The following is a 23797-nucleotide window of genomic DNA, read 5'->3' on the forward strand; positions in this document are numbered from 1 at the left end:
GATCGTCATCACCCCAAGCAATCCCCATATTGATTTTACGAAGTATATCCTAGTCCATTACAAACTTAGACCCTAGTTAACTGCAGTAGGTTCAAAATAGTAATACTTAAAGCCTTCCTTACCTGGAGCTGTGATGTCTTCTACTCTGTATTGATTCGAAACATCCTTAATTGTTGGCGCACTTCCATTCTTAGGATCAGTCCAGATTGCAACTTCCTCATTGTGGTGACTAATTCCCTCAACCGTTAGTGTAGGTTGTGACTCAACATTGGTGCCTCGGGAGACTTCAATTCCTCCCCATGCATTATCGGAAGTCTCGATATTGTGCACCGATACCTCTGCACCGTTAACGAGCATACCACCATTCAGGGCTGTGGTTAGATTTACATTCTCTAGTGCAACACCGGTAGCCTTGTAAACATGGATGTTGTATTTCTGTGAACCAGCCACGGTAAGATTCTTGAGCTGTGTACCGTTACCAAAGATAACGAAGCTATTTCCTGCTTCGGTAAGGCTAAGTGTATGATTAGCACCTTCAATAATTACATTTTGACCTGTAACTTCGAGAACGACGCCTGTTTCGGTAATCGATTTCCCGAGTTTGATTTTATTGCCATCCCCCTTAACTGCAGCAGAAAGTTCTTGGAACGAGTTTACTACTTGGTGTGCATCTTTCAGAATATAGTTGGTATAGCCTTGCTTGTCAGGGCGCACATCAGCATAGGAACGGTATTGCTCAGATGCATCAATAACCTGGTTACCTTCACCAGATGGGTTTACTGTCCAGATCGCTACTGCTTCGTCATGGCTGCTTGTTCCCTTAACCGTAAGAGTAGAAGCTTGAAGACTTTCTCCTGCACCTTTCGAAACTTCGATACCACCCCATGCATTCCCGCTTGTTGTCACATTACTTACAGTAACTTCTGATCCGTTAATTAATAGTCCGCCTTTAAGCGAGTCCTGTAAGATGACATCTTCGATGTTCACATTGTTGGCATTATATACTTGAAGATTGTATTCAGTGGAACCTTGAATGGTCAGATTGCTTACAGATACACCATCGTTCTCAACGGTGAATCTGTTACCTTCACCGGTGATCTCAAGAGTATAGCCATCGCCATCAATTTGAACATTTTCTCCAGTAACTGCTACCGACTCTTCTCCGGCTAAATCAGCTCCCAGTTGAACCTTGTTGTTGTCGATAGTAACCGCCTGTTTAAATTCTGCTAGTGAATTTACAACTTGATATGCTTCACTCAAAATATAGTTGGTATATCCTTGTTTGTCAGGACGCACATCAGTATAGGAACGGTATTGCTCAGATGCATCAATAACCTGGTTAGCTTCACCAGCTGGGTTCACAGTCCAGATCGCTACTGCTTCGTCATGGCTGCTTGTTCCCTTAACTGTAAGAGTAGAAGCTTTAAGCCCTTCTCCTGCTCCTTTTGAAACTTCGATACCGCCCCAATCATTGCCGATTGTCTTTATGTTATTCACAGTAACTTCTGATCCGTTAACCAACAGTCCACCCTTAAGCGAGTTCTGCAAGATTACATCATTGATGTTCACATTGTTGGCATTATATACTTGAAGATTGTATTCAGTGGAACCTTGAATGGTCAGATTGCTTATAGATACATCATCGTTCTCTACGGTGAATCGATTACCTTTACCTGTGATCTCTAGTGTAAAATCGTTCCCATCTAGTTCTACATTTTCACCTGTAACTGCTACCGACTCTTCTCCCGACAAATCGGCCCACAGTTGAACCTTGTTGTTGTCGATAGTAACCGCTTGTTTAAATTCTGCTAGTGAACTTACTACTTGGTATGCATCTTTCAGAATATAGTTGGTATAGCCTTGTTTATCAGGACGCACATCAGCATAGGAACGGTATTGCTCAGATGCATCAATAACCTGGTTACCTTCACCAGTTGGGTTCACTGTCCAGATCGCTACTGCTTCGTCATGGCTGCTTGTTCCCTTGACTGTAAGAGTAGAAGCTTTAAGCCCTTCTCCTGCTCCTTTCGAAACTTCGATACCACCCCATGCATTCCCGCTTGTTGTTACGTTATTTGCAGTAACCTCTGATCCGTTAATCAATAATCCGCCTTTAAGCGAGTTCTGCAAGATGACATCTTCAATGATCACATTATTGGCATTATATACTTGAAGATTGTATTCAGCAGAGTCTTTTATGGTCAGGTTGCTTACAGATGCACCATCGTTCTCCACTGTGAATCGGTTACCTTTACCTGTGATTTGTAGAGTAAAACCATAGCCATCTATTTGAACATTTTCGCCTGTAATTGCCACAGATTGCTGTCCTACGAGATTGGCTTCCAGCTTGATCTTGTTGTTATTAATTGTCACAGCTTCACTAAGCTCAGATAGTGTTGTCACAGAAACCACTTCAATGACAGATGACTCAAGTATGCTTACAGCCAATTGAAGATCTGAAATTGCGGTATACACAGCTTGCGATGATATTTCTACATTACTATACACACTCTTAGCAACAGAAATTTGCTCATCAAGGGCTTCTTTTTGCTCCGCTGGCACTTGTCCGATCTGATCCCCGACAACGTAAGTATCAGCAATTACAGTGGCTCTTTTAATCTCGCTGTACAACACTGCTTTTGCTGCTTTGACAGCTTCGGATTCTACTTGCTCGTCTGTGATAATAGCAGCATTAAAGCTGCTAATCGCTTCATTTAAGCTTGAAGTCGCTACATTGACAACGTTGATGTCCGTTTGATTTGAATATACAGACTTAGCCACCGTTATAGCTGCATCTAAATTCTCTTTAGCAGCTTGTGAGACTTGGCCTACCTCTTCACCTACACTTGTATTAACATAAAGCTGATCAGCTTCTACGATCCTTACGTATAATTGTTGCTTCGCATTCTCCAACTCGTCTGAACCATCTTGATCCTCTTTATTTATTGCACTCTGGAACGTTTGAACTGCATTATCGAGATTACGGTTTGCCAGATTGACTTCCGCAACACTAACCGTTATATCAGCATATACGGCTTCAGCAACACGAATAGCTTCAGTGAAATCAATTTTGGCTTGTACAGAAACCTGACCTACCTCTTCGCCTACATAAACTGCTTCGTTGAGGGATTTAGCATTGTTAATGGTAAGACCAAGCTCTAACTTCGCTGCTTGTAATCCTTCTTCTGTACTATCTGTTATAATTGCGGCGTTGAATGCTTCAATCGCAGCAACCAGGTCAGCGTGAGATTGATTCACCTGTGCTTGAGTCGCATTCGCATTAAGATAAACAACGTCAGCAAAAGCAACTGCAGATATAAGTGCATTTTTACTATCCTGATTAATTTGGCCTGGTTCTGTACCAACTGGAACGTCTTCAATCAGATCTCTCGCAATATTTAATGCCACGAACAATGCCGATTTGTCTACTTGAGCCGGTACCGGGTCCGGATTATTTCCCGAATTTCCACCACCTCCACTGCCACCGCTAGATACTGGAGGTGTAGTACTTGGTGGTAAAATGACGTTATCCTTTTGTACACCATCCAATTGACTTGGCTTGGTCTCAAATGAAGAGCCTTGAGCACCCTCATTTAATGTAGCTTTCGAAATCGTCCCTGAACCCAATAATTGAGTCATTGCACCCAGTACAAGCTGAGCAATTCGAGTATTGCTGCTAAGTGTAATTTCATTGCCGTCTGCATCTTCGCTTACCAAGAAATTCTCAATGGAGCCACGAACCAGTTCAACGGAAATAGAGGCAGCATACAGATCTACATCATCAAATATTCCGTTTAATACAACGGTGCTATTCGATGGAAGTTCTCTCGACAGCTCCACATCTGTAAAACCTACGCCTGATGCATTTTCCTCTTCCAATTTTACAGATGAGTTCACAATTACGTTCTGAGCACTTGTGGATCCCTCTGCTACTATACGTACAGTACCGTCCTTCTTGTTAACAACAATGTTGATGAGGACAGAATCCACGAGATGAATGGAATTCTCACCGCCGCCCTCTACATTCGTCGTACCATAAACCTTTACATTTTTTATAGTGACATCTCCTGCTCCAATACCTTCAGCAAACAGAAGATCCCCTTTAATCTCTGTGTTCACGAGCGTGACATCTGGCACGCTAATAATGACGTTACCTTCGATAACTGTCTTCTCTTCATCAGAGCCATATGTTCCAGCTTCGTCATATGTAATCGTATTCAACTCTTTTTCATTTGCTATCGCGTTATCAATCAAAACTATTGCTTCTGCTCTGGTCAAAGAACGGAGAGGAGCAAACGTATCATTCGGATATCCCTTCATTACTTCTCGCTCTACTACGGAAGCAACCGCTGCTTTACTCCAGCCAGCAATACTGTTACGATCTGAAAATTGATTCAGCGTATTATAATCATTGCTCTTCACATTTAATAATTTGGAAATCATGACTGCTGCTTCTTGTCTAGTTACGGTTGTGCCAGGTCGGAACGTATTGTCCTCATATCCTTGTACATATCCTGCCTCAACGGCTTTGGCAATATCGGTATATGCCCAATTGGATACAGATAAATCCTCAAAAGATATTGGAGCCTGTGCTGAGTATCCAAAGCTTCGGTTGATTAAAGAAACAAATTCAGCACGTGAAATCGACTGATTAGGCTTAACCGTTCCATCTGCATATCCATTAAGGTTCCCTTGGTTAATCCAGCTTTGAAGCTGGCTCTCCGCCCAATGTCCTTCCAAGTCTTTTCCTAATTGTGCAGCTCCTACGGTGCCCAATGAACTCAGCGCCATACTGATGCTTAATAACCCTGTGACTGTACCACGAACTTTCTTACTCACTTTTATTCCTCCCTGATGTTTGAATATAGAAATAAAGTTGAAACAGCTAAAACTAGGGTCCTAAAGACTAATTTCTCTGATATGCGAGATATAATTATATCTATAGAACTAAGTCTAATGAACTACTCATCTAGGAATATAATACCATTTTAATTTTATTTGTGCTAGATGTTGTCAAAAAATATATTATTTTGGATGATCATTGAAAGTAACTCACGTCTTTAAATGCAAAAAAGATAGCACTGGAATAAACTCCAGAGCTATCTTTGATTAGTTGGCTCATCTTGTAACAAAACATCAAGTGAGCCTATATTAATAAATTTTTCATTCTTTCAATAGAAGGTTCATAATTATACTTTGCAGCCTGCTCATATTGTTCTTTAGCTAAAGGCAGTTCTCCAGTCGCTTCGTAGTACACACCTAAATTATGATGTGCAGCAAAACTCCCGGTACCTAATACACTACCTTCAGAATTGCTATCACCGATCTCAAGAGCTCTTAAGTAATACTTCTCAATAAGCGGTAACAAGCTAATGAATTGTTCAGGATTACTTAATGTAACTTCTAGTAGATAAAGACCCGATACAAAAAAGAAATCTGGGTTATCCCACAGAAAATCCCGATTATCCTCTATTACGTCCAAACCCTTATGTAAGAGATTAGAGTTTATCATAGAATACAAATAATCGATTATGATCCTTGGTGCATAAGGTTCTCTTAAGTTCATTAGTGAATAGGCCTGCTCCAAATACTTATTGGATTCGAGATGCTCATCTAATCCCCGATACTCTTTTGCAATCTGATAGTAATAGTATGGATCTTGAGGATTCTCTTCAATCACTTTTTTTAGTATCGGTATGTTTCTTGAGCTTTTCTTCTTCTCCAGGTATCCGTCATGCTGTATTTCGATATCTATTATCTTACGTGGAAGATCTGAATCTATTTGTTCATGTATTTTTCCAGTATATCTGCAATGAGAAGGAAATAGCCTAGATATATAACATTGCTCGTAATTAATGCCGTCCGAACCCAAGAATTTATTTATTATCTTCACTTTCCCTATAGCCTCATGTGAGTTTATAAATGATCTGATTAATTGCTCACAATCATTAGCTATCACTTCATCTGCATCGAGCACTATACTCCAATCACTTTTCATATGTGAAAGAGCATAATTTCGTGCTGCTGAAAAATCCTGCTCCCACACGTAATCAAAAATCCGAGCATTAAATTTGCGCGCAATATCCTTAGTATTATCTGTAGATCCAGTGTCGACAATAACAATCTCATCAACCAGGTTATTCACACTCTCAAGACAGCGTTCTAACACAGAAGCTTCATCCTTAACAATCATGACTAAAGCAAGGGTAGAATTCATATTTATCTCCGTAGAGTTTTATCTTAATAACATATTAACTTTCATTATGAAAAAATACTTTCCAATTGTTCCGATAAGTTCGTATCAACTATTCTTAGTCGATTAAGATAGTCAGCAGACAATTGGTCTTCACCAACATAATTCAAGAAATACGAAAGGTTATAAAGAACTTCTCTGTCTGAGGGATTTAGCTCAATTGCTTCTAGGAAAAAAGGGATTACGCGTTCGTGTTTACCATTCTCAAAAAATGATACTCCTATAGAATTAAGCACTTTACAACCATCAATTTCTTCGGAATGTAAGATCTGATCAATCATTTCTTGATCTTCATACCCGAAAAAGAGCTCAAATATATCGGTAGTACTGCAATCATTATCATTTATATATTTTAATTTATTGTATAAATCAGTATTCTTAGCCTTAACGAGATACTGGTAAACAGTAAACTGTTGAAGCATTGCACCATTTGAAAATTTGGATAATTCTCCAATAAATTTCTCTGCTTTAGAATTGTATATTTCTTTCCCAGTTATGCTTATCTCTTTATAGTGAGCATTCATAAACATTCTTTGAATAGAATCATAGGTAAAAAATCTTAAATGTGTCTCATCAAGTATACCTGATTTGGCATAATTCCATTGCCCTCGCTGTAAAAGTCCAGACATCACACTGTAATGCATAATATTAGGTATGCTTGCAATAATGTGTCCGTCCGGCTTTAAATATTCTTTCATATGATCAAGCACTTTCCAAGGATCCTTTAAATGTTCGAGTACATCTGCAAATATGATATAGTCGAAATAGCCTTTTTCGTAGTCAAAGAGAGATTCATTCTCAATGTCAAATGATTTAACATTCGAAACAAGAGAAGCAACACCTGCTGCTTGATCGTTTAATTCTATTCCGTAAAGCACAGCATTTTTATACAAATTCTTAATCTGTAATAGTGTTCCTCCACAAGCACACCCTACCTCAAGAATATTAATACAATCTTTGAATCCAGATTCAATCATGTCTATAATCTCGAACCTAATATGCTGATTATAATCAGGATTGAACCCCCATTTTTCCTTAAATTTGTTGGAATTAGATAACATCAATTCACTATAAGCATCGCTTTGTTCTCTAAAGGAAACACTTCCATAATGATGGATAAACGTATCTTTACATAAAACCAGCTTATATCCTGCTTTTCTTATTCTTAAGCTATAATCATCATCTTCATAATTACCTGGAGTAAACCGTTCATCTAACAATCCAACCATGTCTACGACGTCTTTCTTTATTAACATGCAATATCCTACTAATTTCAATCTTTCTTCCCATTTATCTTGACTGGAAATATTAAATTCTGCAGCAAAATTATGCATATCTGATAAAGTCTGATAACTTGTATCAATCTGTTGATAATAGGATGAATTGTTTGTCACACAACCAACTGCTCCTATTTGTTCACCACTGTATAAAGCAGCCCTTAAATTTTCTAGCCAGTTGGTTGTTACAATAGTATCATTGTTTAGCAATAAAATGTCTGAGCCTTTGGCTATTCGAATACCTTGATTACAGCCAGCCGGAAATCCTTTGTTGGTCTGATTATATATTGCTATTATATCTTGCTGCTCTCTCAACCAATCTACCGTACCATCATTTGAATTATTGTCAACAACAATAATTTCGTAAGTCGAGGACTCAGTAAATTTCCTAATACTTTCAATACATTCCTTCGTATAGCTTAGCTGGTTCAAAGTCAAAATTATAATTGAAGTCTTCACATGACCCTCCTTGTTTATGTTTAAGCAAATGTTTTTTTTATAAACTTAATAGATAAGAAAGGGTCAAATTCGTTCTTAAATTTCTCAATATATTCCTCTCTGATGGACCCAGATGCTTGTAGGATTAAAGGATAATAAAGATGTCTTCTCTTTGGGTCTTTTCTCAAAGCTTCTCTTAAAAATTCTATCGAATCTTCATGCTGGCCATAATTGTACATGTAAAGTCCTAAGTTTTCTAAACTTATCACATCTAAATCATTTGTAGATAATAATGATGAATAATATTGAAAAGCTAACTCGTATAATCCTACCTTGTAGAAATAATTTGCCAGCATATTAGTTATCTTTGGATGTTTGACTTTAGCAATAAGACGATCATAATCATCGAATTGCTTTAATTGAAATAGTGCTTTACAGATTAGAAAAAGCTCTTTACTCCATTTTACAATCATTTCTGTTGTAAATTCTCTATCATCAACTAAAGTGTAAAGTAATTCGTTAAATTCTGGACCCTCTTCACCATCAAATATATATCCACTGTTATCAATCACTGCTTTATTATTCCAAATTATGAAGCCTGCAGCTAATGCTATTTTTGTATTAATATTTTCTCGCGAAATATCTTTTAAGTTTGAAGCGGCCTCGAGCCATTGATTTACATCCTTATTTACTAGTCCTAATCTTAGCTGGTCTGTCCACTGCACAGGAGAATCCATTGGTTGGAGATTTTGATAATGGTCAATAATATCTTTATTACTTAGACTTAAAGCTATTTTGTAAATTAAATTTAAATCGTAGTTATCTTTTAACTCTAGTGTCCTGCCTAACATATCCAAAATATCTTCAATTGTCTCATGCTGTAAAAGCCACTCTAATAATCTTAATAAAGCCTCTCCATCCCTTTGATTACTCTTAATTATTTTTGTCAGCCAATAAACAGCTCTTTCTTCCTTATTTACACGAAAACAGAGATTAACTAATTGATATACAGGTAAATAGAAAGCAAACTTCGGATCTGTCAGCCAAATTTCACGTGACCATTTTGCATTTTTTTCTGCACATTGTATACCTTTCTCATAGCTTTCCTCTGCTTCTTTGAAATAGCCCAAAGTTTCGTAATGAATCCCTCTAGTTACGAAATACTCAGGATAATCTGCAAACTTCTTGAGTTTCGTCTCAATTAAATCCCATGATTTATCGAGCATATCCTGCCTTATATATAAAGTAATTAGTCCCATTAAGCAGAAAGGATACCATGTGCTTGTATCGGATCCTCTTTCTAGAGCTATATTAAAACATTCAATTGCCTTTGATTCTTCTCCACCATGGGCATGTTGGTTCCCAAGTGTAAAATAATCATAGGCACTCATCTCACCTTTTTTTTGCATCTCATTAAAGATGTACATATTACGCTCATGCTTTTTCTTGCTTTCAATAATTGATTGTTGGTATCCTGAGTGAAAAATATTGAGCTCGAACAGTTTACTTTGCAGCATTCCATTCTTCCCAACTAATTGTTCATGGATAGGGTTAGTAAATTTAATTCCATTATAATTAGGAAATAGTCTTGTTACTGGAGCTGTCGAAATTTGATGGTTTAGTTTTCTGTCGTCCAAATGATTTACTATCATTAATGTATAAACCAGCTCTTTATGGGGATTCTCTTTTTTTAACAAGTCTCTCCATAAATGAATTTGATGATTAGGCAAATACTCGTCAGCATCCATGATAAGAATCCATTGGCCCTTAGCGAATTGAATAGAGTAATTTCTTGCAGCTGCGAAGTCATTGCACCATTCAAAATCATAAACTTGTTCAGTATATTTTGCAGCTATCTCTTTTGTCTTATCTGTGGAGCCAGTATCAACAATTATTATTTCATCAGCAACACTTTTAATGCTTTCAAGCGCCTGGGATAACACGGCTTCTTCGTCCTTGACAATCATGCAGACACTCAGTAGGTTGTTCATAAATACCACCTTAATTTAATTCTTCTTATCAAAAAAGAAACTGTCTGGAGTATAGTTCATGTTATAAGCTGAACGTTGTTCTTTAATTGATTCTCTTTTTAATAACCACTCAGTTGCTTCATCTTTCAGTGACTGCATCCTAGAAATAACTAAACTATCTTGTATCATTAAAGCTTTAATTTTCTCTTTTGTATCTAAACTCAACTCTTCTTTATATTCTAATAAGTTGCTAACGATCTCTTCTTTCTTATCAACTAATTCAACAATTTGCTCGTAATTTGCATGGTTCACCACTGATAACAATTCATTTACATTTCTTTCTAATTCATTGATAAGTGAAGATAAAATGGCCGTCATCAATATTCTCCTTTAGTAGTAAGGGACTTACTCGCTAAGTCCCAAGTATCTCTCAACTCTACAAGCTGATTAAGGATTTCAGACGCAGCTCCCAGATCTTTGTGTATATTGGCATGTATTAAACGGTGAATCATATACTCATATACTTGGTATAATTGATTAGAAATTTGATAATTGAAATTAAGAGATGCAATTAGTTCGTGAATGATTGCTTGAGCTTTGCCAAAAAACATATTCGTCTTCTCTATATTTTTCTCTTCTATCGCAGCTATACCCGCTTTCACAAATCGGATTGCTCCATCATAAAGCATTAATAATAACTGCGAAGGTGAAGCTGTCTGCATACTGGTTTGTTGATATTTTTTTTGAGCTGTACTAAACATTCAAACCTCTCCTTATCTTTACGAAATAAAACTTGATAAACTGGAGGAGATACTATTATACTTATTCATCGCAGTTTCCATTGCTGTAAATTGTCTGTAGTAACGAGTCTCCAGCATATTTAATCTTAATTGGACATCTGAGATTCTTTTATCGAATGATTTCAGTTGATCACCCATTTCGCTTTGAGGCAGAAATGCAGTTGTAGGATCTGTGCTAAATCTAGATGTACCTGCTTTTTCGGAAATAAGCTTTAGTGAATCCTGTTCTATCTTCTTTAATCTATTGAATAATCCATCCGTTTGGGTATATCCGGTATTGCTAGAACCATCAACTTTTTTAAAAAAAGACGCAACTTGATCGGGATTAGCCTCTATAGCTGCACGAAGTTTATTTTCGTCTATTTGCAGCTTACCTTTTTGTTGATAGTCGCCTGTAGTTATTCCTATATTGGTAAGATTCATGTTTTTTACTACACTGCCGTCGGGAAGAGTGAAGTCAGAAGTAAAATCACTCATAACAGCAAGCCGCATCTGGCTTATTGTATTATTCAATATAGAATCATTCTTCAACATACCGCTCTTAGATTTTTCTTCCCAAAGCTTAATTTCGCTCTCGCTCATCGCCTCTTTTTGTTCTGTTGTAAGAGGCAGATAAGTTCTGTATCGCTCCTGACTTGTCATTGAGTTAAGATATGAGAGTGTATCATTATAAGCATTTACAAACTCTTTAATCGTCTCTACTGTTTTATCTACATCCTGAGTAACTTCAATTTGTGTACTTTGATCTTGGGGAGTTGTTCCATTTAAGCTGATTTCAAGACCGTTCACAGTGAATCTATTAGAAGATTGCGTAGTTTTAATACCATTAATAATGACTTCTGCATCTGTACCTGGGGTTGTAGATTCAATTACGAGAGACGAGTTGCTTACCAACCCTCCAGATAGAGAGATCGTATTGTCTTTTCCCGTTGCTTTGCTTGTAAAAGATAATTTTCCGGATGCTGTATCGTAAACTGCAGTGACTCCTGTTTTACTATTACTATTGATCTTGTTTATGAGAGAATCAATTGTATCATCTTTATTAAATACTATCGGATCTGCCTCACCGATTTTTATTGCGTTATCTGCCCCATTATATCCACCTGCATAAATATCCGAAATTTTTGTTGCACCTGCTGTACCTTGAAGTACAGTAGTGGATGCCTTTGCAAGACTAATAACTTCAACATTCAATACCGAATTTGAAGCAGCGCCAGTTGGCTTAGCAGTAAGTACGTTTGAAGCACCCGAAATCACCGTTTTCTTAGCGTCTATAGCACTGCTTAGACTCAGTGAAGACAATTTTTCTTGGAACGTGACCAACTTGGTGCTCACAGTTCTATAATCTTCTCGTTTCCATTCTACAAGCTGTTTCTGCTGATTCAGCTTATCCAAAGGAGCTTTCTGTGCTGTCATCAGTTGCTTTACAATTGAATCTATATCAAGTCCAGAAGCAAATCCACTAATACGCATATTTTTATTTACCTCCTAATATCAAGCTCTTTTATCAATAATTAATCCGTTAATTTCCATCATTCTGGCGGTAACATCAAGCAGCTTTTCCCTTGGAATCTCTCGAATTACTTCGCCAGTTGTTTTATCCACCACCTTAATCATAATTGCGTTTGTTTGTTCATGAATGGAGAACTGAATTGTTTTCTCTGTACCTTGTATGGCTCTGATTGATTTTTCTAACTCCTGTACTGCAATTTCTTCTTCTCTCGATAGAGCAGCTATAGTCAATTGCTCGTTGTCATTATTCAATTTATGACCAGTTCTTCCATAGTTCCCCCCAAAACTTACACCACTCCCAGATATCCGACTTTCCATAGCAGTCAATCCTCCCTATATATTGGAATCATAATCAACATTGTTACTGTTTATATCGGAAGATTGTAGAGTGAAGTGAATAATAAAACAAAAAAGAGACCTTGTTATACCAAGGTCTCTTAAGTAGCGAAAATAAATTAACGAAGAAGGGATAGTACACCCTGCGGTTGCGAATTTGCTTGTGCCAACATAGATTGGGAAGCTTGCAGCAAGATATTATTTTTGGACAATGCCACCATTTCTTTAGCCATGTCTGTATCACGGATACGAGACTCAGCTGCAGTCAAGTTTTCAACAGTTGTACCAAGGTTATTAGAAGTGTACTCAAGGCGGTTTTGAACCGCACCAAGTTTCGCACGCTCTGTAGAAACAGCTTTGATTGCATCTTCGACCGAAGCAAGCGTAGTAGTAGAACCTAGACTACTAAAGGATGTTGTAGTAATGCTTCCGATAGCAATTTTACTTGTTGCTTTATCATTAACTGTAATAGTAGCACCCGCAGTGATACTGATTCCGTTAAATGTTGTTTTAGTCATAATTTCATCGATTTGATCACCAAGTTGATCCAACTCTTGGTCAATATTAGCTTTGTCTTCAGTGCTGTAAGTTCCACTATCTTTTTGTACATTAAGTTCTTTCATACGAGTAAGCATGGAAGATACTTCGTTCATCGCACCCTCAGCTGTTTGCACGAAAGAAATACCGTCTTGAGCATTTCGTTGTGATTGTTCAAGACCACGGATTTGTCCGCGCATGGACTCGGAGATCGAGAGACCTGCTGCATCGTCTGCCGCACGATTAATGCGAAGACCAGAAGAAAGTTTCTCCATGTTTTTGCTAGCTGCTGTGTTGTTCAGACCCATATTGCGGTGCGTGTTTACCGCTGGAATATTGTGATTGATAATCATTGTTTATTTCCTCCCTGAAATGGTGTGTTCCCACATCCTTGTGGTAGAGCGTATCTTCACAGGTCGGCCGCCCTGAAGAATTACCGCCGTAATATATATATCGACCATGATTCAGGGATTGTTTATACTTTACAACAAATTTCCTAGAAAATCACTTCAATTTTTAGGAAGTGAATTAAGCAGTGAATTGAGCTGACTAATGTTAACTGCGGCTTCTTGATTACTCAGCTTTATTTCTTGATAGACCTCGTTTCTGTAGATATCTATATTCTTAGGTGCCTTGATACCAATCTTGACCGTTTCAGAATCTACAGCCAACAAAGTAATTTCTATATCCTCGCCTATGATGATAGATTCACCTTTTTTCCTTGATAATACTAGCATTAGCGATCGCCTCCTTCAGTATGGGTTACATTAGGCCATAACAAATGCTTTGCAGTATATCCATTGTCATGAAGCACGATTTGTTTCCCTTGCTTTTTGCTAGCATTAATAATCACAGGAGCAAGTAAATTGGCTGTTGTCTTTTGGACATTGCTATGAAGCGTAACGATGCATTTAATTTCGAGGTTATCACCGTCTACGAACCCTATATCCTCGAGAGCTTCTTCAGTCGCTTGAAACTCATATTCTGGAAAGAAAGGAAATGGGTCGACGACTACAAAAGATACTTCATCCCGCTCTGTAGATTTTAAATAGCTAAACACTTCGTTGTGCTCTTCAAGAACATAATACTTTAACTCTTCAAACCCTGGCAGACCTTTGGAAAAGCTTATTTTTTCGGATCTATTCATAAAATAATCTCCTTATTCATCTGTCTGAGTAATAAACTTATTAACATCATAAAAATAATACTACCTTAGTATGCATTAGATATCTATTCACTCTTCTATTAAGCAACTATTTATACGAAAAGAGCTAGGGACTCGCTGGTCCATAGCTCTTTTTTCTTTGTAATCAGAAGAATTTTCAAACGATTCTTACTCGTTATATCTTATCTCATAAAGTCCATCAATGTCGGTGTTAAAATCTTGGCGGATGCTTGTAATGCCGCTTCATAGATCGTACTTGCCGAAGTGGCTTGAATCATAAGACTTGCGATGTCTGCATCTTCTGTTTTCGACTGTAGGGTCGTTAGATTAAGATTCTGATCTTTGAGCCGGCTCTGCATGAGCTCAACCCGATTCGTCCGGGCACCTACTTCCGAGAGTGCAGCCTGCATTTTTGTATTTCTATCTTCGAGCTTAGTCAGCTCTCCCTGAATTCCACTGTAGTCCCCGCTGCCTAGAGCTGCAATCAGATTATCCGTAATTTTAAACAGATTATCGTCCTCAGTGCTTGTCCCGAAGAAGTCACTGCCTGAAGTGTTGATTTGCATATTCACTTGCTGACTTATACCGAAATTAACGGCAGCTTTATCAGGATCGAGGCCAGCATAGCTTGTCGTCCCACCTGTCAGCTCATAAGGGGCCTGATCATACTTTTGCCCATTGAAGATATACTTTCCGCGAATTTGGGTATTGCCTATATTCACAAGCTGTTTCTGAAGCTCTTCCATTTCCTCTTTTATCGCATCGAGTCCTGATTGAGGCACTGTCTCACTAGAACCTTGGACAGCAATCTCCTTGATCCTTGTCACGATATCTGTTGCTTGCTGCATTGTGGCATCGGTAGTATCCAGCCAGCTAATAGCGGAATCGACATTTGATTGATATTGCTCGTTAGAAGCTAACTCCGCACGATAGCGAAGTGCGTAGGTTACACCAACCGGATCATCGGAAGGTTTATTGATCTTACGTCCTGTGGAGATCTGATTCTCCAAATTACTCATCTTGTTCAAGTTTCTGTTGATATTGCTAAGCATTTGCGTATTCATCATGCTAGATGTTACTCGGATCGACATATGTAATGCCTCCTACTTCTCAGGTTTAACGTCCGACAGTGCCGGTGCTGTTAATCAGCTTGTCTAATAACTGGTCAAAGGTTGTCATGAAACGGGATGCTGCACTATAGGCATGCTGGAACTTGATCATATTCGACATTTCCTCATCTAGTGAGACGCCGCTTACGGATTGACGATTGATGTCGACTTGCTGTGTCAGCAGGCTTGCATTCTCGGTTTGACGTTTAGCTTCTTGAGTCTCAATCCCAAGCTGTCCGACAATGGAACTGAAAAAATCATCTACCGTGCCTGGCTTGGACAGTGCTGTTCCAAAATCAAATTTAGTGTCCTTCATTCTCGCCATAATCAGCGCAAGGGAGTTGTTCCCTTTGACTACAGCTTCCCCGGCTCCTGTTCCATCCGTTCTCATGGACGTAGCAATCTTGTTCGGATCATTCTGAATTTCCGGATTTAATGTAATATTACCAGCAGTAATGGTGCCACCATCTGTTGAAGTAAAGAATGCCCCTCCAGCTTCAGGTGTTGTACCATTTACGGTATATCCCAGCTGATGTAAACCGTTGATCCCCTGTACAGTTACTGTCAAATTATCATTCAACGTACGGTTGCCATTAGCGTCCGAGTAGGTGACTCCATTCAGTACGGTTCCTTCCGGAAGTACAGTTCCCGCAGGAAGTGACACCTCAATATTTCCATTAGCAAGTGTATTTGCGAGCTGATCGAGCTGCTGTTTATAATCCGCTACATAGACATCGCGGGAAAAGATCATTCCATACACTTCTCCGCCTGTCAGTGTACCGGAAGCATAAGCCGTTTCCAGCATGTCTGGAGTTACTTCAGTGGCTGCATTTCCCGTCACGACCTGTTGTCCGCCGAGTGTAACCTGATATCCCGTATCCAGCTCTGTAACTTGAACATTCGCAATCTTCGATAATTGATCAATGGCGTAGTCGCGTTTGTCTCTCAAATCATTTGCATTATCCCCCAAGCTTTCAACTCTGGAGATATTTTGATTGAGGCTCGCCACAGTTGACAGTAAGGAGTTGATATCTCCTGTCTTTAATTCAACATTACTCGTAAGATCACTAGTTAGAGCATCAAGCTGACGGCTTGTCTGATTAAGTGCATCGGTCAGGGCAAGTGTCGTTTCTTTTACAATCTTACGGTTCGTAATATCTTGTGGATCCTGGCTCAAATCTGACCAAGCATTCCAGAAGTTATCCATCACCGTCCGAATTCCGGTATCCGATGGCTCATTAATAATTGTCTCTAGCTTATCGAGTGTATCGAAGCGAACGTTCCAGCCGCCAAGGCCGGTATTTTCGTTTCGATACTGATCATCGAGAAACGTCTGGCGAACTCGTGTGATTGCGTTAAATTCAACACCTGTACCGAGCTGTCCAGGAGCTGTGCTGCGATATAAGCTGACGGCCTCCATTGAGCTGGATGCTGTCATGTGAACAACCTGTCTGGAATAACCGGCCGTATTGGCATTGGAAATATTATGACCTGTGGTATTTAACGCAGCAGACTGTGTAAATAGACTGCGTTTGGCTGTTTCTATACTATGAAACGTGGATGGCATATGAACCTCCTTGAATCAGGCTCTCGTGTCGAATAACCCGGAGCTCTGCGCATTATGCTGTTTGTCAGCTGGATTTTGATATGTGACTTCTGTTTCCGGCCTATAGGATAGCGTCTCTACATAAAAATCAATGTATGACAGTGACTGCTTGAGCAATTGCTGATTAATCTCATTCAGCTGTTTAAGCGTTGTCAAAGTATCTGAGAGCTGTCCAAGCGCTGTTTCCAGCCGCTGCTTATCTGTCTGATCAAAGATGAGCCGAATCAGCTCAGGCATCGTCAGATTGAGACGCGATTTAATCCCACGTTCTTGAAGAACACCATACACCGCTTCCTGACGAGCCAGCTCCAATTCCTCAATTCTTTTGACTAACTTTGATTCTGCATTCGTGATCGCAATCATTTCGTTAACTTTATTCTGTATAATCGTCTGCTTCTTAGTTTCGCCTAGCTTAATCAGCTGCTCATGGCAAATATTAAGCTCCTCAATGGATACAATGAGTTGATTAAAGGACATCGATTTGTCTCTCCTATTTGTCAGAGCCCGGTTTAAAATAAGGCATCATTCTCTCTGCCAGCTGTTCCGTGTCGACCTTATATGTTCCTGAAGCGACCTGCTGCTTCAGTTCCTGAATGCGCTGTGCGCGTTCGCTGCTATTCACTTGTTCCTGCTGCTTGAGCATTTCCATAGCTTCAGGCGAGATGGATACCTCATCCTTACGCTTGCTCTTCTTATTTTCGGTCTGCTGACCGGATTCTATATTTCTCGAATAAGAGTTAATTGCCCCAATTCGTCCGGATTCATTAATCTTCATAATGAACACCTGCTTTCATAAGAGTTTAGGATCAAGAATCGCCCTAAAATAAAAAACCGATAATCTTTACTAAAGTTATCGGTAGAGGTTGAAACATTGTTTATAGAGCACTCTAGAATTGAGCCATGCCTCCTAAGAACGCTTGAATTTGTCGATTGCATTGTAGGCACGAGAGCCTAAACCCGATGTCTCCCCCTGACTTACCTCCTGGGTTGCACCGGCCAATTCCTTGGTCAAACGCGCACGACAGCCGTCGCACATGTGGCCCTCTCGAATAAAAGTACCACACACCTCGCAGGGATAGGTCAAATTGGGTGCATCCTTCACCGATATGCGTCCCTCTTTGATAAATTTCGTTATTTGTTTAACGGATACACCTGTCGCATCCGATAGCTGTTGTATGTTTGCGCCCTTCTCTTTGCGTAAATACTCCACACATTCATAATACTGCTGCTCAACCTCTTTTAGACAAGCAGGACAAGCCTCCAACACGTTTAATACGTATAGCTTGCCGCAGCGAGGACAGTTCCCGACATTCATCCTCTTTACGCCCCCTTCTGCATGAAAACCATTTACTTTTCGTCATTATAACCTACCTTAAAATAGCTTGTCATCTGGATAGGAGTACTCTGTTACATACAGATGACCATTGCATGATTGTGTAAAATCAATTCTATTCTGAATCTCATCTATCCCTAAAACTATATCCCGAGCTTTCAGATTACTTCCTACTTTATATATCGGTAAATTGATTCAGAAATTAATCTTAGTTCCTCATTATCAAATATTCTTCCTATTAAGATCTAGCCCAAGTAACAGTATACATTGAAATATGAATGTCTCTCTTTGATCCCCATTCTCTAATCACTTTACAGCATGCTTCCAAGGTGCTGCCTGTCGTGTAGACATCATCTACCAGCAGGATTTTCATCTGAACCTTATCGTTTATAGTATGATTCTTGTCTCGATGAAGCTTGCCATTCATCTTTTCACTTATTAGAAAATTGAGGATTCGTTCCGTGTCCGGACGCAGGTCAAAAGCATGCTGCATCGAGATTTCTCTTTCTCTTCTACCCTTGAAGCTCTGCTTCTCTGTATGCTTGGTTCTTTGCAGTAATGGAATTACTGGTATCCCCTGATATCTCGATAACTCGACTGCCATCCGTTCGGCCTGATTAAATCCTCGCTCCATTAGTCGCTCATAGCTTACAGGCACATAGGTTATGGCATCGGCTCGCCAGATATCTGGTCTGTGTTTGTTTATGGATAAATCATGGCGGTTGATAATAGAAACCTTACCTACGTTATATTTAGATTGTTCTGCACTCTCACCCTCATGCTCATCCACCCGACCGATGTCACCTCGAAGCAGCTGTGTAGAATACTCTCTTTGCATTCCCAAATACGCCTTATTAAGCATGGCCCCGAATAGTGGAGCGAATCTTTCTTTCCCCCGGTACTTGTATACCGCCAGCCATTCTCTCATTAAAGAATCATATACTACAGCACTTCGGTTACACTCAAAGGATCTGCGGTTATGATCTCCTCTGGAGCAATCCGGGCAGCCTATTGCCCGTCCACATTTAACACAGCGAATCTGAGTAATCCAAGGAATGGAACGGACACAGCGATAACAGATCCCAGGCAATTCCCTGGATAGTTGAGCATGTGTACCACAGGCGAGACAGGTATTCCCGGAAGGGGATGCCAAGCTGTGCATAAATGTAGATATGCGATTCAATATGTTCATTCTCTTGGACTCCCTTATTTCATTGGACTATATTGGTCTGTATTGGTCTATGAGTGCGGTGTTGTTATGCAACTGTAAAAATCATTGTTTCAGCTTAAAATGTAATCTACTTAATCTAACCGAACAGTTCGACGGCCGAGCCCCTCTGACATCGGGGTACCTGCGACAGCCTCCTGCTACACTGCGCTCAAAGGGAATCGTCCGAGTTACTCTAACAGATAACCGTTACGGCGAGCGATGGCATTCATTCTTTTGATCTGGTTGACGGCGACTTTCTGCGCACGATTCACTTCTGGAGCACCGAATATGACGGTCCCGGCTGGATCATCCTTGGATCTGCCCGCTCGACCTGCCATCTGCACAAGCGATGCGTCATCGAACAGCCGCGTGTTTGCATCCAGTATGTAAACATCGCTCTTGGGAACGGTCACACCACGCTCTAATATAGTTGTTGTTACGAGCAGGCGAATTTCTCGATCGCGAAAAGAGATGACCTTCTCGCCCCGTAAAGGATCCTCGGAAGAGGTGCCTTCGACACGAATACCTGGCAAGCTTGCTCGAAGAAGCGCAACGAAGGACTCGATCTGTGAGATCCGTGTAACGAATAGAAACACCTGCGCCCCTCGCTCCAACGAACGCTTTAGCCTCAGCTGAAGCTCACGTGGCAGCTTACGCTGCTTAATCTGCTGCGCTACGTATGGCACCTTCATGTATACCGGGACAGGCAGCGGGTGCCGATGGAAGCGAACCGGCACTCTGGCATGAGCCAGCTTGCCGCGGGCTGCTTCCCGCTGCAGCTGTGCAGGCGGGGTGGCAGATAGATAGATGAAGCTGCCTCCCGGCTTGCAGCATGCTTCGGCCGCATAGGCAAGCATGGGGTCGTTGTGGTAAGGGAAGGCATCGAGCTCGTCGATGATGACCAGGTCAAAGGCGTGGCGGAAGCGCAGCAGCTGATGTGTCGTGGCGAGGGTCAGCTGCCCTCGCTGCCAGCGTTCGCTGCTTCCGCCATAGAGGGTGACCCGCGCCGTATCCGGGAAGGCGCGGGCCACCCTCGGTGCGAGCTCGAGCACCACATCGCGGCGCGGTGTGGCGACGAGCACGCTGCCCCCGCTTGCGAGGATGTAATCCAGCAGCGGGTAGGTCATCTCGGTCTTGCCTGCGCCGGTCACGGCCCAGAGCAAGAACCGGCCCTTCGCCCGGGCGTCCTCACGCCGCCGGGCCAAATACGCGAGCGCCGCGCCTGTGGCTGCGCTCTGCGCCGGGCTAAGTCCCCACCGACTCACCAGATCGGTGGGGGAACCCCCGGCCGTGCCCCGCACGGCCGGAAGCGCTGCGCCTACGAGCAGCAGCGCGCAAGATCGGCTGCGCCCGAGCGCGAGGCAGGCCTCGCAATAGGCGCACGCCGCAGACCCGCAGGCCGCACACGCACTCTGCTGTGCGGCCATGCTGCCGCATCGGCGGCAGCGCAGCTGCTCTCGTCTGACCCAAGGCCAGACGAATCGCGCAGAGCGCGCCGCCTGCGGCGGGGCAAGGGCGGGCACGTATCTAACCCGCCCCGCCAGATACGCCAGCTGCACTGCAGCCTGCCATTCGCTCCCTATCTCGGGAGCGGACTCCGCAAGCAGTGCCTCTGCTTCCGGCATAAGCAACTGTCTTCCTGCCAGCTGCTGTGCCACACGCTCTGCCTTCACTCTCAGCTGGTATAACTCATCCACTGAATTAAACCTTTGGCTACCTGCTCTCCTCTGATCTATATGCTCTGTTCTCATAACCTCTCTGTACAATTCGTCCTCTGACTTAGCCCTTTGCCGCTCTCTCCGTTCCTCCAGCCCGCTATGCCCAATTCGGAACTCCCTTATCGCCACACACTCAAGAAACATCCGCTCTCCTTGCTCTCCAGGCTCTGACCTGATCAGCGGGGCAATTAAAGACTTCACCATCTCTATCCACTGAACTTCAGTTCTCTCTGCTCCCTCAATTCCCGATGTCCTTGTCCCGTTTTTAAATAATTCCTCCTGTACCCGATACGCCCAGGATAACGGCATTGCCTCTGAGATCATAACCACCTGCCATATGCCTGCTGGAGATGCTTCACGAAGCTGCTCTCTCCACCACAGCCAATCTACGCTTAAATGAAGTGACAGAAATATTCTCCACTCCCTGCCATTGCCGGACTCCGCACATAATCGGATTGCGTATAGCCCAATTCTCATTTCATCCCCTCATTTCTCGTCCTTCCAATTTCGACCAAACACCCATTTATGAACGCAAAAAAAGCACATACCCGGCGTATTTGCCGAAGTATGTGCTTCATACTTTTCTTCTACAGTTAAATTAAACCAAAAAGATCCTATATTTACAATATTAATGACAATACCGCAACTTTTTAACGATATATTCGTCTTATAATATGATTAATGTTTAGTTACGAACGGAAATTCCGTTAGACTTGCATCGTTGCGAAGATCAACGAACTTGACCTCTTCGTACACCGCAGGCTGTAAGGCAAATAAGGTGCTCATCGGCTCCTCACTTGCTGAGACAATGCTCAAATCTACGCCTGCAATACTACCGAGCCGGTAGAGAAGCGGAAGAGTATCATCTTTGGAATCAAGGTCCATCACAGTTACTTTATGACTCGTGCCTCGAAACAGAGCGTCGATGGACAATCCGCGGATAATCCACTCCAGCTGAAGCCCATGGTTACATGTGATGAGAACATAGTGAACGGGTATGGCGGCAGGCTGCTGCTTGGTCTGTGAACGTGCGTATAAATACCGAACGCATAAGGCTGTTAAGCCATAGACAAGCGCAATCCATATCAAATGTTCGATCAAATACGACTACACCTCCCTATTGCATCCATGGATGCAATTAACCGCAAAACTACTCACTTCACAGCAGCCGTGTGAATGACCAGCCGGCGGATCTTGTTTATACCGCCAATATATGCGGATACCCGGGACGGTGACACAGTCAAATGAATCAGCAGAACATATGATAAATCTTATTTTTTACTAACACGATAGATTGAGCATTTAGAGCGACAGTTCCATTCGTTATGATTGGGTGCGAGCCAACAATAGCGAAGATAGACCGGACTGCACGATTTCAAATGATTCTATCAAGCATACACTGAACTAAAGCATCTTCTATTCTGTGCTTTAGTTCTTTACTATACTATAGAAATGTAACATCCTATCTTTATGAAAAGAAATGTTATTTTTTCTTGCGCTTTCAAAAATTCCATAACTATATAACCGAACTAAAGTAATAACTAATTTGTTCCTTGCCGTAACCTTCGAATCAGAATCACATCCGTAATCAGATTAAAAATACGACAAAATCAACGTTAGCATCCTCAACTTTAGATCAATCTATATTTTCTCACGCTTCAAGGCAGTATGAATATACAGCACAAGAAACGCTCCCCCGTACATGCTACCTATGTAGTACCAGAGACCACTATCTGTACGCATGACTTCAGTAGTTCCCCCAGGGAAAGCGGCAGATCACACTTCCCTTATACCGAAGGCTACGTTCCCTTTACAGGGTAACCCATCCATATTTAATGGAGTTGATAACGGCTTGTGTACGGTCATCTACTTCCATTTTTTGCAGAATGCTGCTGACATGGTTCTTCACTGTCTTCTCACTGATAAAGAGGAACTCACCAATCATCTTGTTGCTCTTACCTTCCGCCATCAAACGAAGCACTTCGGCTTCACGGCGGGTCAGCGGATTGTTATCGCCTGCAACGAATTTAACGCCAGCTTCCTTCACGCCGCCTTCATTCATAGCGCCTGTCTCATTCAAATATGTCATCCGGCGCAGCTGCATAATGAGCTTGCCTGTTACTTTTGGATGGATAAAGGCATATCCTTCATGCACAGAACGGATCGCATTAATAAGCGACTCTGCCTCCATGTCCTTCAGCAGATATCCATTCGCGCCCTTGCGCAATGTTTCGAATACATAGCTCTCATCATCGTGAATCGACAAAATAATAACCTTGACGTCCGGGAACAGCTCTCTCAGCTTCTCCGTCGCTTCAACCCCGTTCTCTACAGGCATATTAATGTCCATAAGAACGATGTCCGGCTTACTCTGGTTGCAGAACTCCAATACCTGAATGCCATCGCCGCATTCACCGATGACCTCGATATCGTCCTCCATGTTCAAGATTCGTTTCAGACCCTCACGAAACAGCTGATGATCATCAGCCAGCAATACCTTAATGTTACCCCTTATCATGTTCTGGTTTTCCAT

Annotated in this window: 20 protein-coding genes; all 20 read right to left on the bottom strand. The window is 41.4% G+C overall.

Going from position 1 to position 23797, the window contains the following annotated elements; translation table 11 throughout:
- Positions 1 to 72: 72 nt before the first annotated feature.
- Complete coding sequence (locus tag BLW49_RS10980) at positions 73 to 4839, bottom strand: S-layer homology domain-containing protein (RefSeq protein WP_090724648.1); 4767 nt, start codon at positions 4837 to 4839, stop codon at positions 73 to 75.
- A gap of 307 nt (positions 4840 to 5146) precedes the next feature.
- On the bottom strand, positions 5147 to 6217 hold the full coding sequence (locus BLW49_RS10985; RefSeq protein WP_090724650.1) for a tetratricopeptide repeat-containing glycosyltransferase family 2 protein: 1071 nt from the start codon (positions 6215 to 6217) through the stop codon (positions 5147 to 5149).
- Between the two features lie 44 nt (positions 6218 to 6261).
- Positions 6262 to 7989 carry a glycosyltransferase gene (locus tag BLW49_RS10990; protein ID WP_090724651.1) on the bottom strand — a complete coding sequence of 576 codons (1728 nt, stop codon included), beginning with the start codon at positions 7987 to 7989 and terminating at the stop codon, positions 6262 to 6264.
- A 20-nt stretch (positions 7990 to 8009) separates the two neighbouring features.
- Complete coding sequence (locus tag BLW49_RS10995) at positions 8010 to 9959, bottom strand: glycosyltransferase (RefSeq protein WP_090724652.1); 1950 nt, start codon at positions 9957 to 9959, stop codon at positions 8010 to 8012.
- 15 nt (positions 9960 to 9974) lie between these two features.
- On the bottom strand, positions 9975 to 10316 hold the full coding sequence (locus BLW49_RS11000; RefSeq protein WP_090724654.1) for a hypothetical protein: 342 nt from the start codon (positions 10314 to 10316) through the stop codon (positions 9975 to 9977).
- Positions 10316 to 10699, bottom strand: coding sequence for a flagellar export chaperone FliS (gene fliS, locus BLW49_RS11005; RefSeq protein WP_090724655.1), 384 nt, complete (start codon positions 10697 to 10699; stop codon positions 10316 to 10318). Before fliS ends, BLW49_RS11000 begins: the two co-directional genes overlap by 1 nt.
- Before the next feature lie 18 nt (positions 10700 to 10717).
- A complete protein-coding gene (gene fliD, locus BLW49_RS11010; protein WP_090724657.1) occupies positions 10718 to 12211 on the bottom strand; it encodes a flagellar filament capping protein FliD in 1494 nt (497 codons plus the stop codon).
- A gap of 21 nt (positions 12212 to 12232) precedes the next feature.
- Positions 12233 to 12568: a flagellar protein FlaG gene (locus BLW49_RS11015; protein ID WP_090724658.1), complete on the bottom strand. Its 336-nt coding sequence runs from the start codon at positions 12566 to 12568 to the stop codon at positions 12233 to 12235.
- 137 nt (positions 12569 to 12705) lie between these two features.
- Complete coding sequence (locus BLW49_RS11020) at positions 12706 to 13476, bottom strand: flagellin N-terminal helical domain-containing protein (protein WP_090724660.1); 771 nt, start codon at positions 13474 to 13476, stop codon at positions 12706 to 12708.
- Between the two features lie 156 nt (positions 13477 to 13632).
- Entirely contained in the window at positions 13633 to 13860 is a 228-nt protein-coding gene (gene csrA / locus BLW49_RS11025; RefSeq protein ID WP_090724662.1) for a carbon storage regulator CsrA, read from the bottom strand.
- The gene (locus BLW49_RS11030) at positions 13860 to 14270 is read right to left on the bottom strand and encodes a flagellar assembly protein FliW (RefSeq protein ID WP_090724663.1); all 411 of its coding nucleotides are present in this window, start codon (positions 14268 to 14270) and stop codon (positions 13860 to 13862) included. The genes csrA and BLW49_RS11030 overlap by 1 nt, the downstream gene beginning before the upstream one ends.
- Positions 14271 to 14470: 200 nt before the next feature.
- Positions 14471 to 15379: a flagellar hook-associated protein FlgL gene (gene flgL / locus BLW49_RS11035; RefSeq protein WP_090724665.1), complete on the bottom strand. Its 909-nt coding sequence runs from the start codon at positions 15377 to 15379 to the stop codon at positions 14471 to 14473.
- A 25-nt stretch (positions 15380 to 15404) separates the two neighbouring features.
- Positions 15405 to 16964, bottom strand: coding sequence for a flagellar hook-associated protein FlgK (flgK, locus tag BLW49_RS11040; RefSeq protein ID WP_090724667.1), 1560 nt, complete (start codon positions 16962 to 16964; stop codon positions 15405 to 15407).
- Positions 16965 to 16979: 15 nt separating this feature from the next.
- A complete protein-coding gene (locus BLW49_RS11045; RefSeq protein WP_090724668.1) occupies positions 16980 to 17480 on the bottom strand; it encodes a flagellar protein FlgN in 501 nt (166 codons plus the stop codon).
- Between the two features lie 13 nt (positions 17481 to 17493).
- A complete protein-coding gene (gene flgM, locus BLW49_RS11050; protein ID WP_076314517.1) occupies positions 17494 to 17778 on the bottom strand; it encodes a flagellar biosynthesis anti-sigma factor FlgM in 285 nt (94 codons plus the stop codon).
- Between the two features lie 132 nt (positions 17779 to 17910).
- Complete coding sequence (locus BLW49_RS11055) at positions 17911 to 18318, bottom strand: flagellar protein (RefSeq protein WP_076314516.1); 408 nt, start codon at positions 18316 to 18318, stop codon at positions 17911 to 17913.
- A 256-nt stretch (positions 18319 to 18574) separates the two neighbouring features.
- Positions 18575 to 19528, bottom strand: a complete 954-nt coding sequence (locus BLW49_RS11060; protein WP_090724670.1) for a ComF family protein — start codon at positions 19526 to 19528, stop codon at positions 18575 to 18577.
- Positions 19529 to 19734: 206 nt separating this feature from the next.
- Complete coding sequence (locus BLW49_RS11065; protein WP_090724672.1) at positions 19735 to 21741, bottom strand: ATP-dependent helicase ComFA; 2007 nt, start codon at positions 21739 to 21741, stop codon at positions 19735 to 19737.
- 201 nt (positions 21742 to 21942) lie between these two features.
- Positions 21943 to 22365, bottom strand: coding sequence for a hypothetical protein (locus tag BLW49_RS11070; RefSeq protein WP_076314514.1), 423 nt, complete (start codon positions 22363 to 22365; stop codon positions 21943 to 21945).
- 709 nt (positions 22366 to 23074) lie between these two features.
- Positions 23075 to 23797 carry a response regulator transcription factor gene (locus BLW49_RS11075; RefSeq protein ID WP_047912369.1) on the bottom strand — a complete coding sequence of 241 codons (723 nt, stop codon included), beginning with the start codon at positions 23795 to 23797 and terminating at the stop codon, positions 23075 to 23077.

The sequence above is a fragment of the Paenibacillus sp. PDC88 genome (genome assembly GCF_900106725.1).
GTDB classification, from domain to species: Bacteria; Bacillota; Bacilli; order Paenibacillales; family Paenibacillaceae; genus Paenibacillus; species Paenibacillus shunpengii.

What these genes read in the sequence shown, in the direction of transcription:
- fliS (WP_090724655.1), bottom strand. Translation starts at nt 10,699, where the DNA reads ATGTTTAGTACAGCTCAAAAAAAATATCAACAAACCAGTATGCAGACA.
- flgL (WP_090724665.1), bottom strand. Translation starts at nt 15,379, where the DNA reads ATGTCGATCCGAGTAACATCTAGCATGATGAATACGCAAATGCTTAGC.
- BLW49_RS11075 (WP_047912369.1), bottom strand. Translation starts at nt 23,797, where the DNA reads ATGGAAAACCAGAACATGATAAGGGGTAACATTAAGGTATTGCTGGCT.
- BLW49_RS11055 (WP_076314516.1), bottom strand. Translation starts at nt 18,318, where the DNA reads ATGAATGTCGGGAACTGTCCTCGCTGCGGCAAGCTATACGTATTAAAC.
- fliD (WP_090724657.1), bottom strand. Translation starts at nt 12,211, where the DNA reads ATGCGTATTAGTGGATTTGCTTCTGGACTTGATATAGATTCAATTGTA.
- BLW49_RS11020 (WP_090724660.1), bottom strand. Translation starts at nt 13,476, where the DNA reads ATGATTATCAATCACAATATTCCAGCGGTAAACACGCACCGCAATATG.
- BLW49_RS11030 (WP_090724663.1), bottom strand. Translation starts at nt 14,270, where the DNA reads ATGAATAGATCCGAAAAAATAAGCTTTTCCAAAGGTCTGCCAGGGTTT.
- flgM (WP_076314517.1), bottom strand. Translation starts at nt 17,778, where the DNA reads ATGAAGATTAATGAATCCGGACGAATTGGGGCAATTAACTCTTATTCG.
- BLW49_RS10985 (WP_090724650.1), bottom strand. Translation starts at nt 6,217, where the DNA reads ATGAATTCTACCCTTGCTTTAGTCATGATTGTTAAGGATGAAGCTTCT.
- csrA (WP_090724662.1), bottom strand. Translation starts at nt 13,860, where the DNA reads ATGCTAGTATTATCAAGGAAAAAAGGTGAATCTATCATCATAGGCGAG.
- BLW49_RS11065 (WP_090724672.1), bottom strand. Translation starts at nt 21,741, where the DNA reads ATGAGAATTGGGCTATACGCAATCCGATTATGTGCGGAGTCCGGCAAT.
- flgK (WP_090724667.1), bottom strand. Translation starts at nt 16,964, where the DNA reads ATGCCATCCACGTTTCATAGTATAGAAACAGCCAAACGCAGTCTATTT.
- BLW49_RS11060 (WP_090724670.1), bottom strand. Translation starts at nt 19,528, where the DNA reads ATGAACATATTGAATCGCATATCTACATTTATGCACAGCTTGGCATCC.
- BLW49_RS11015 (WP_090724658.1), bottom strand. Translation starts at nt 12,568, where the DNA reads ATGGAAAGTCGGATATCTGGGAGTGGTGTAAGTTTTGGGGGGAACTAT.
- BLW49_RS10995 (WP_090724652.1), bottom strand. Translation starts at nt 9,959, where the DNA reads ATGAACAACCTACTGAGTGTCTGCATGATTGTCAAGGACGAAGAAGCC.
- BLW49_RS11000 (WP_090724654.1), bottom strand. Translation starts at nt 10,316, where the DNA reads ATGACGGCCATTTTATCTTCACTTATCAATGAATTAGAAAGAAATGTA.
- BLW49_RS11045 (WP_090724668.1), bottom strand. Translation starts at nt 17,480, where the DNA reads ATGTCCTTTAATCAACTCATTGTATCCATTGAGGAGCTTAATATTTGC.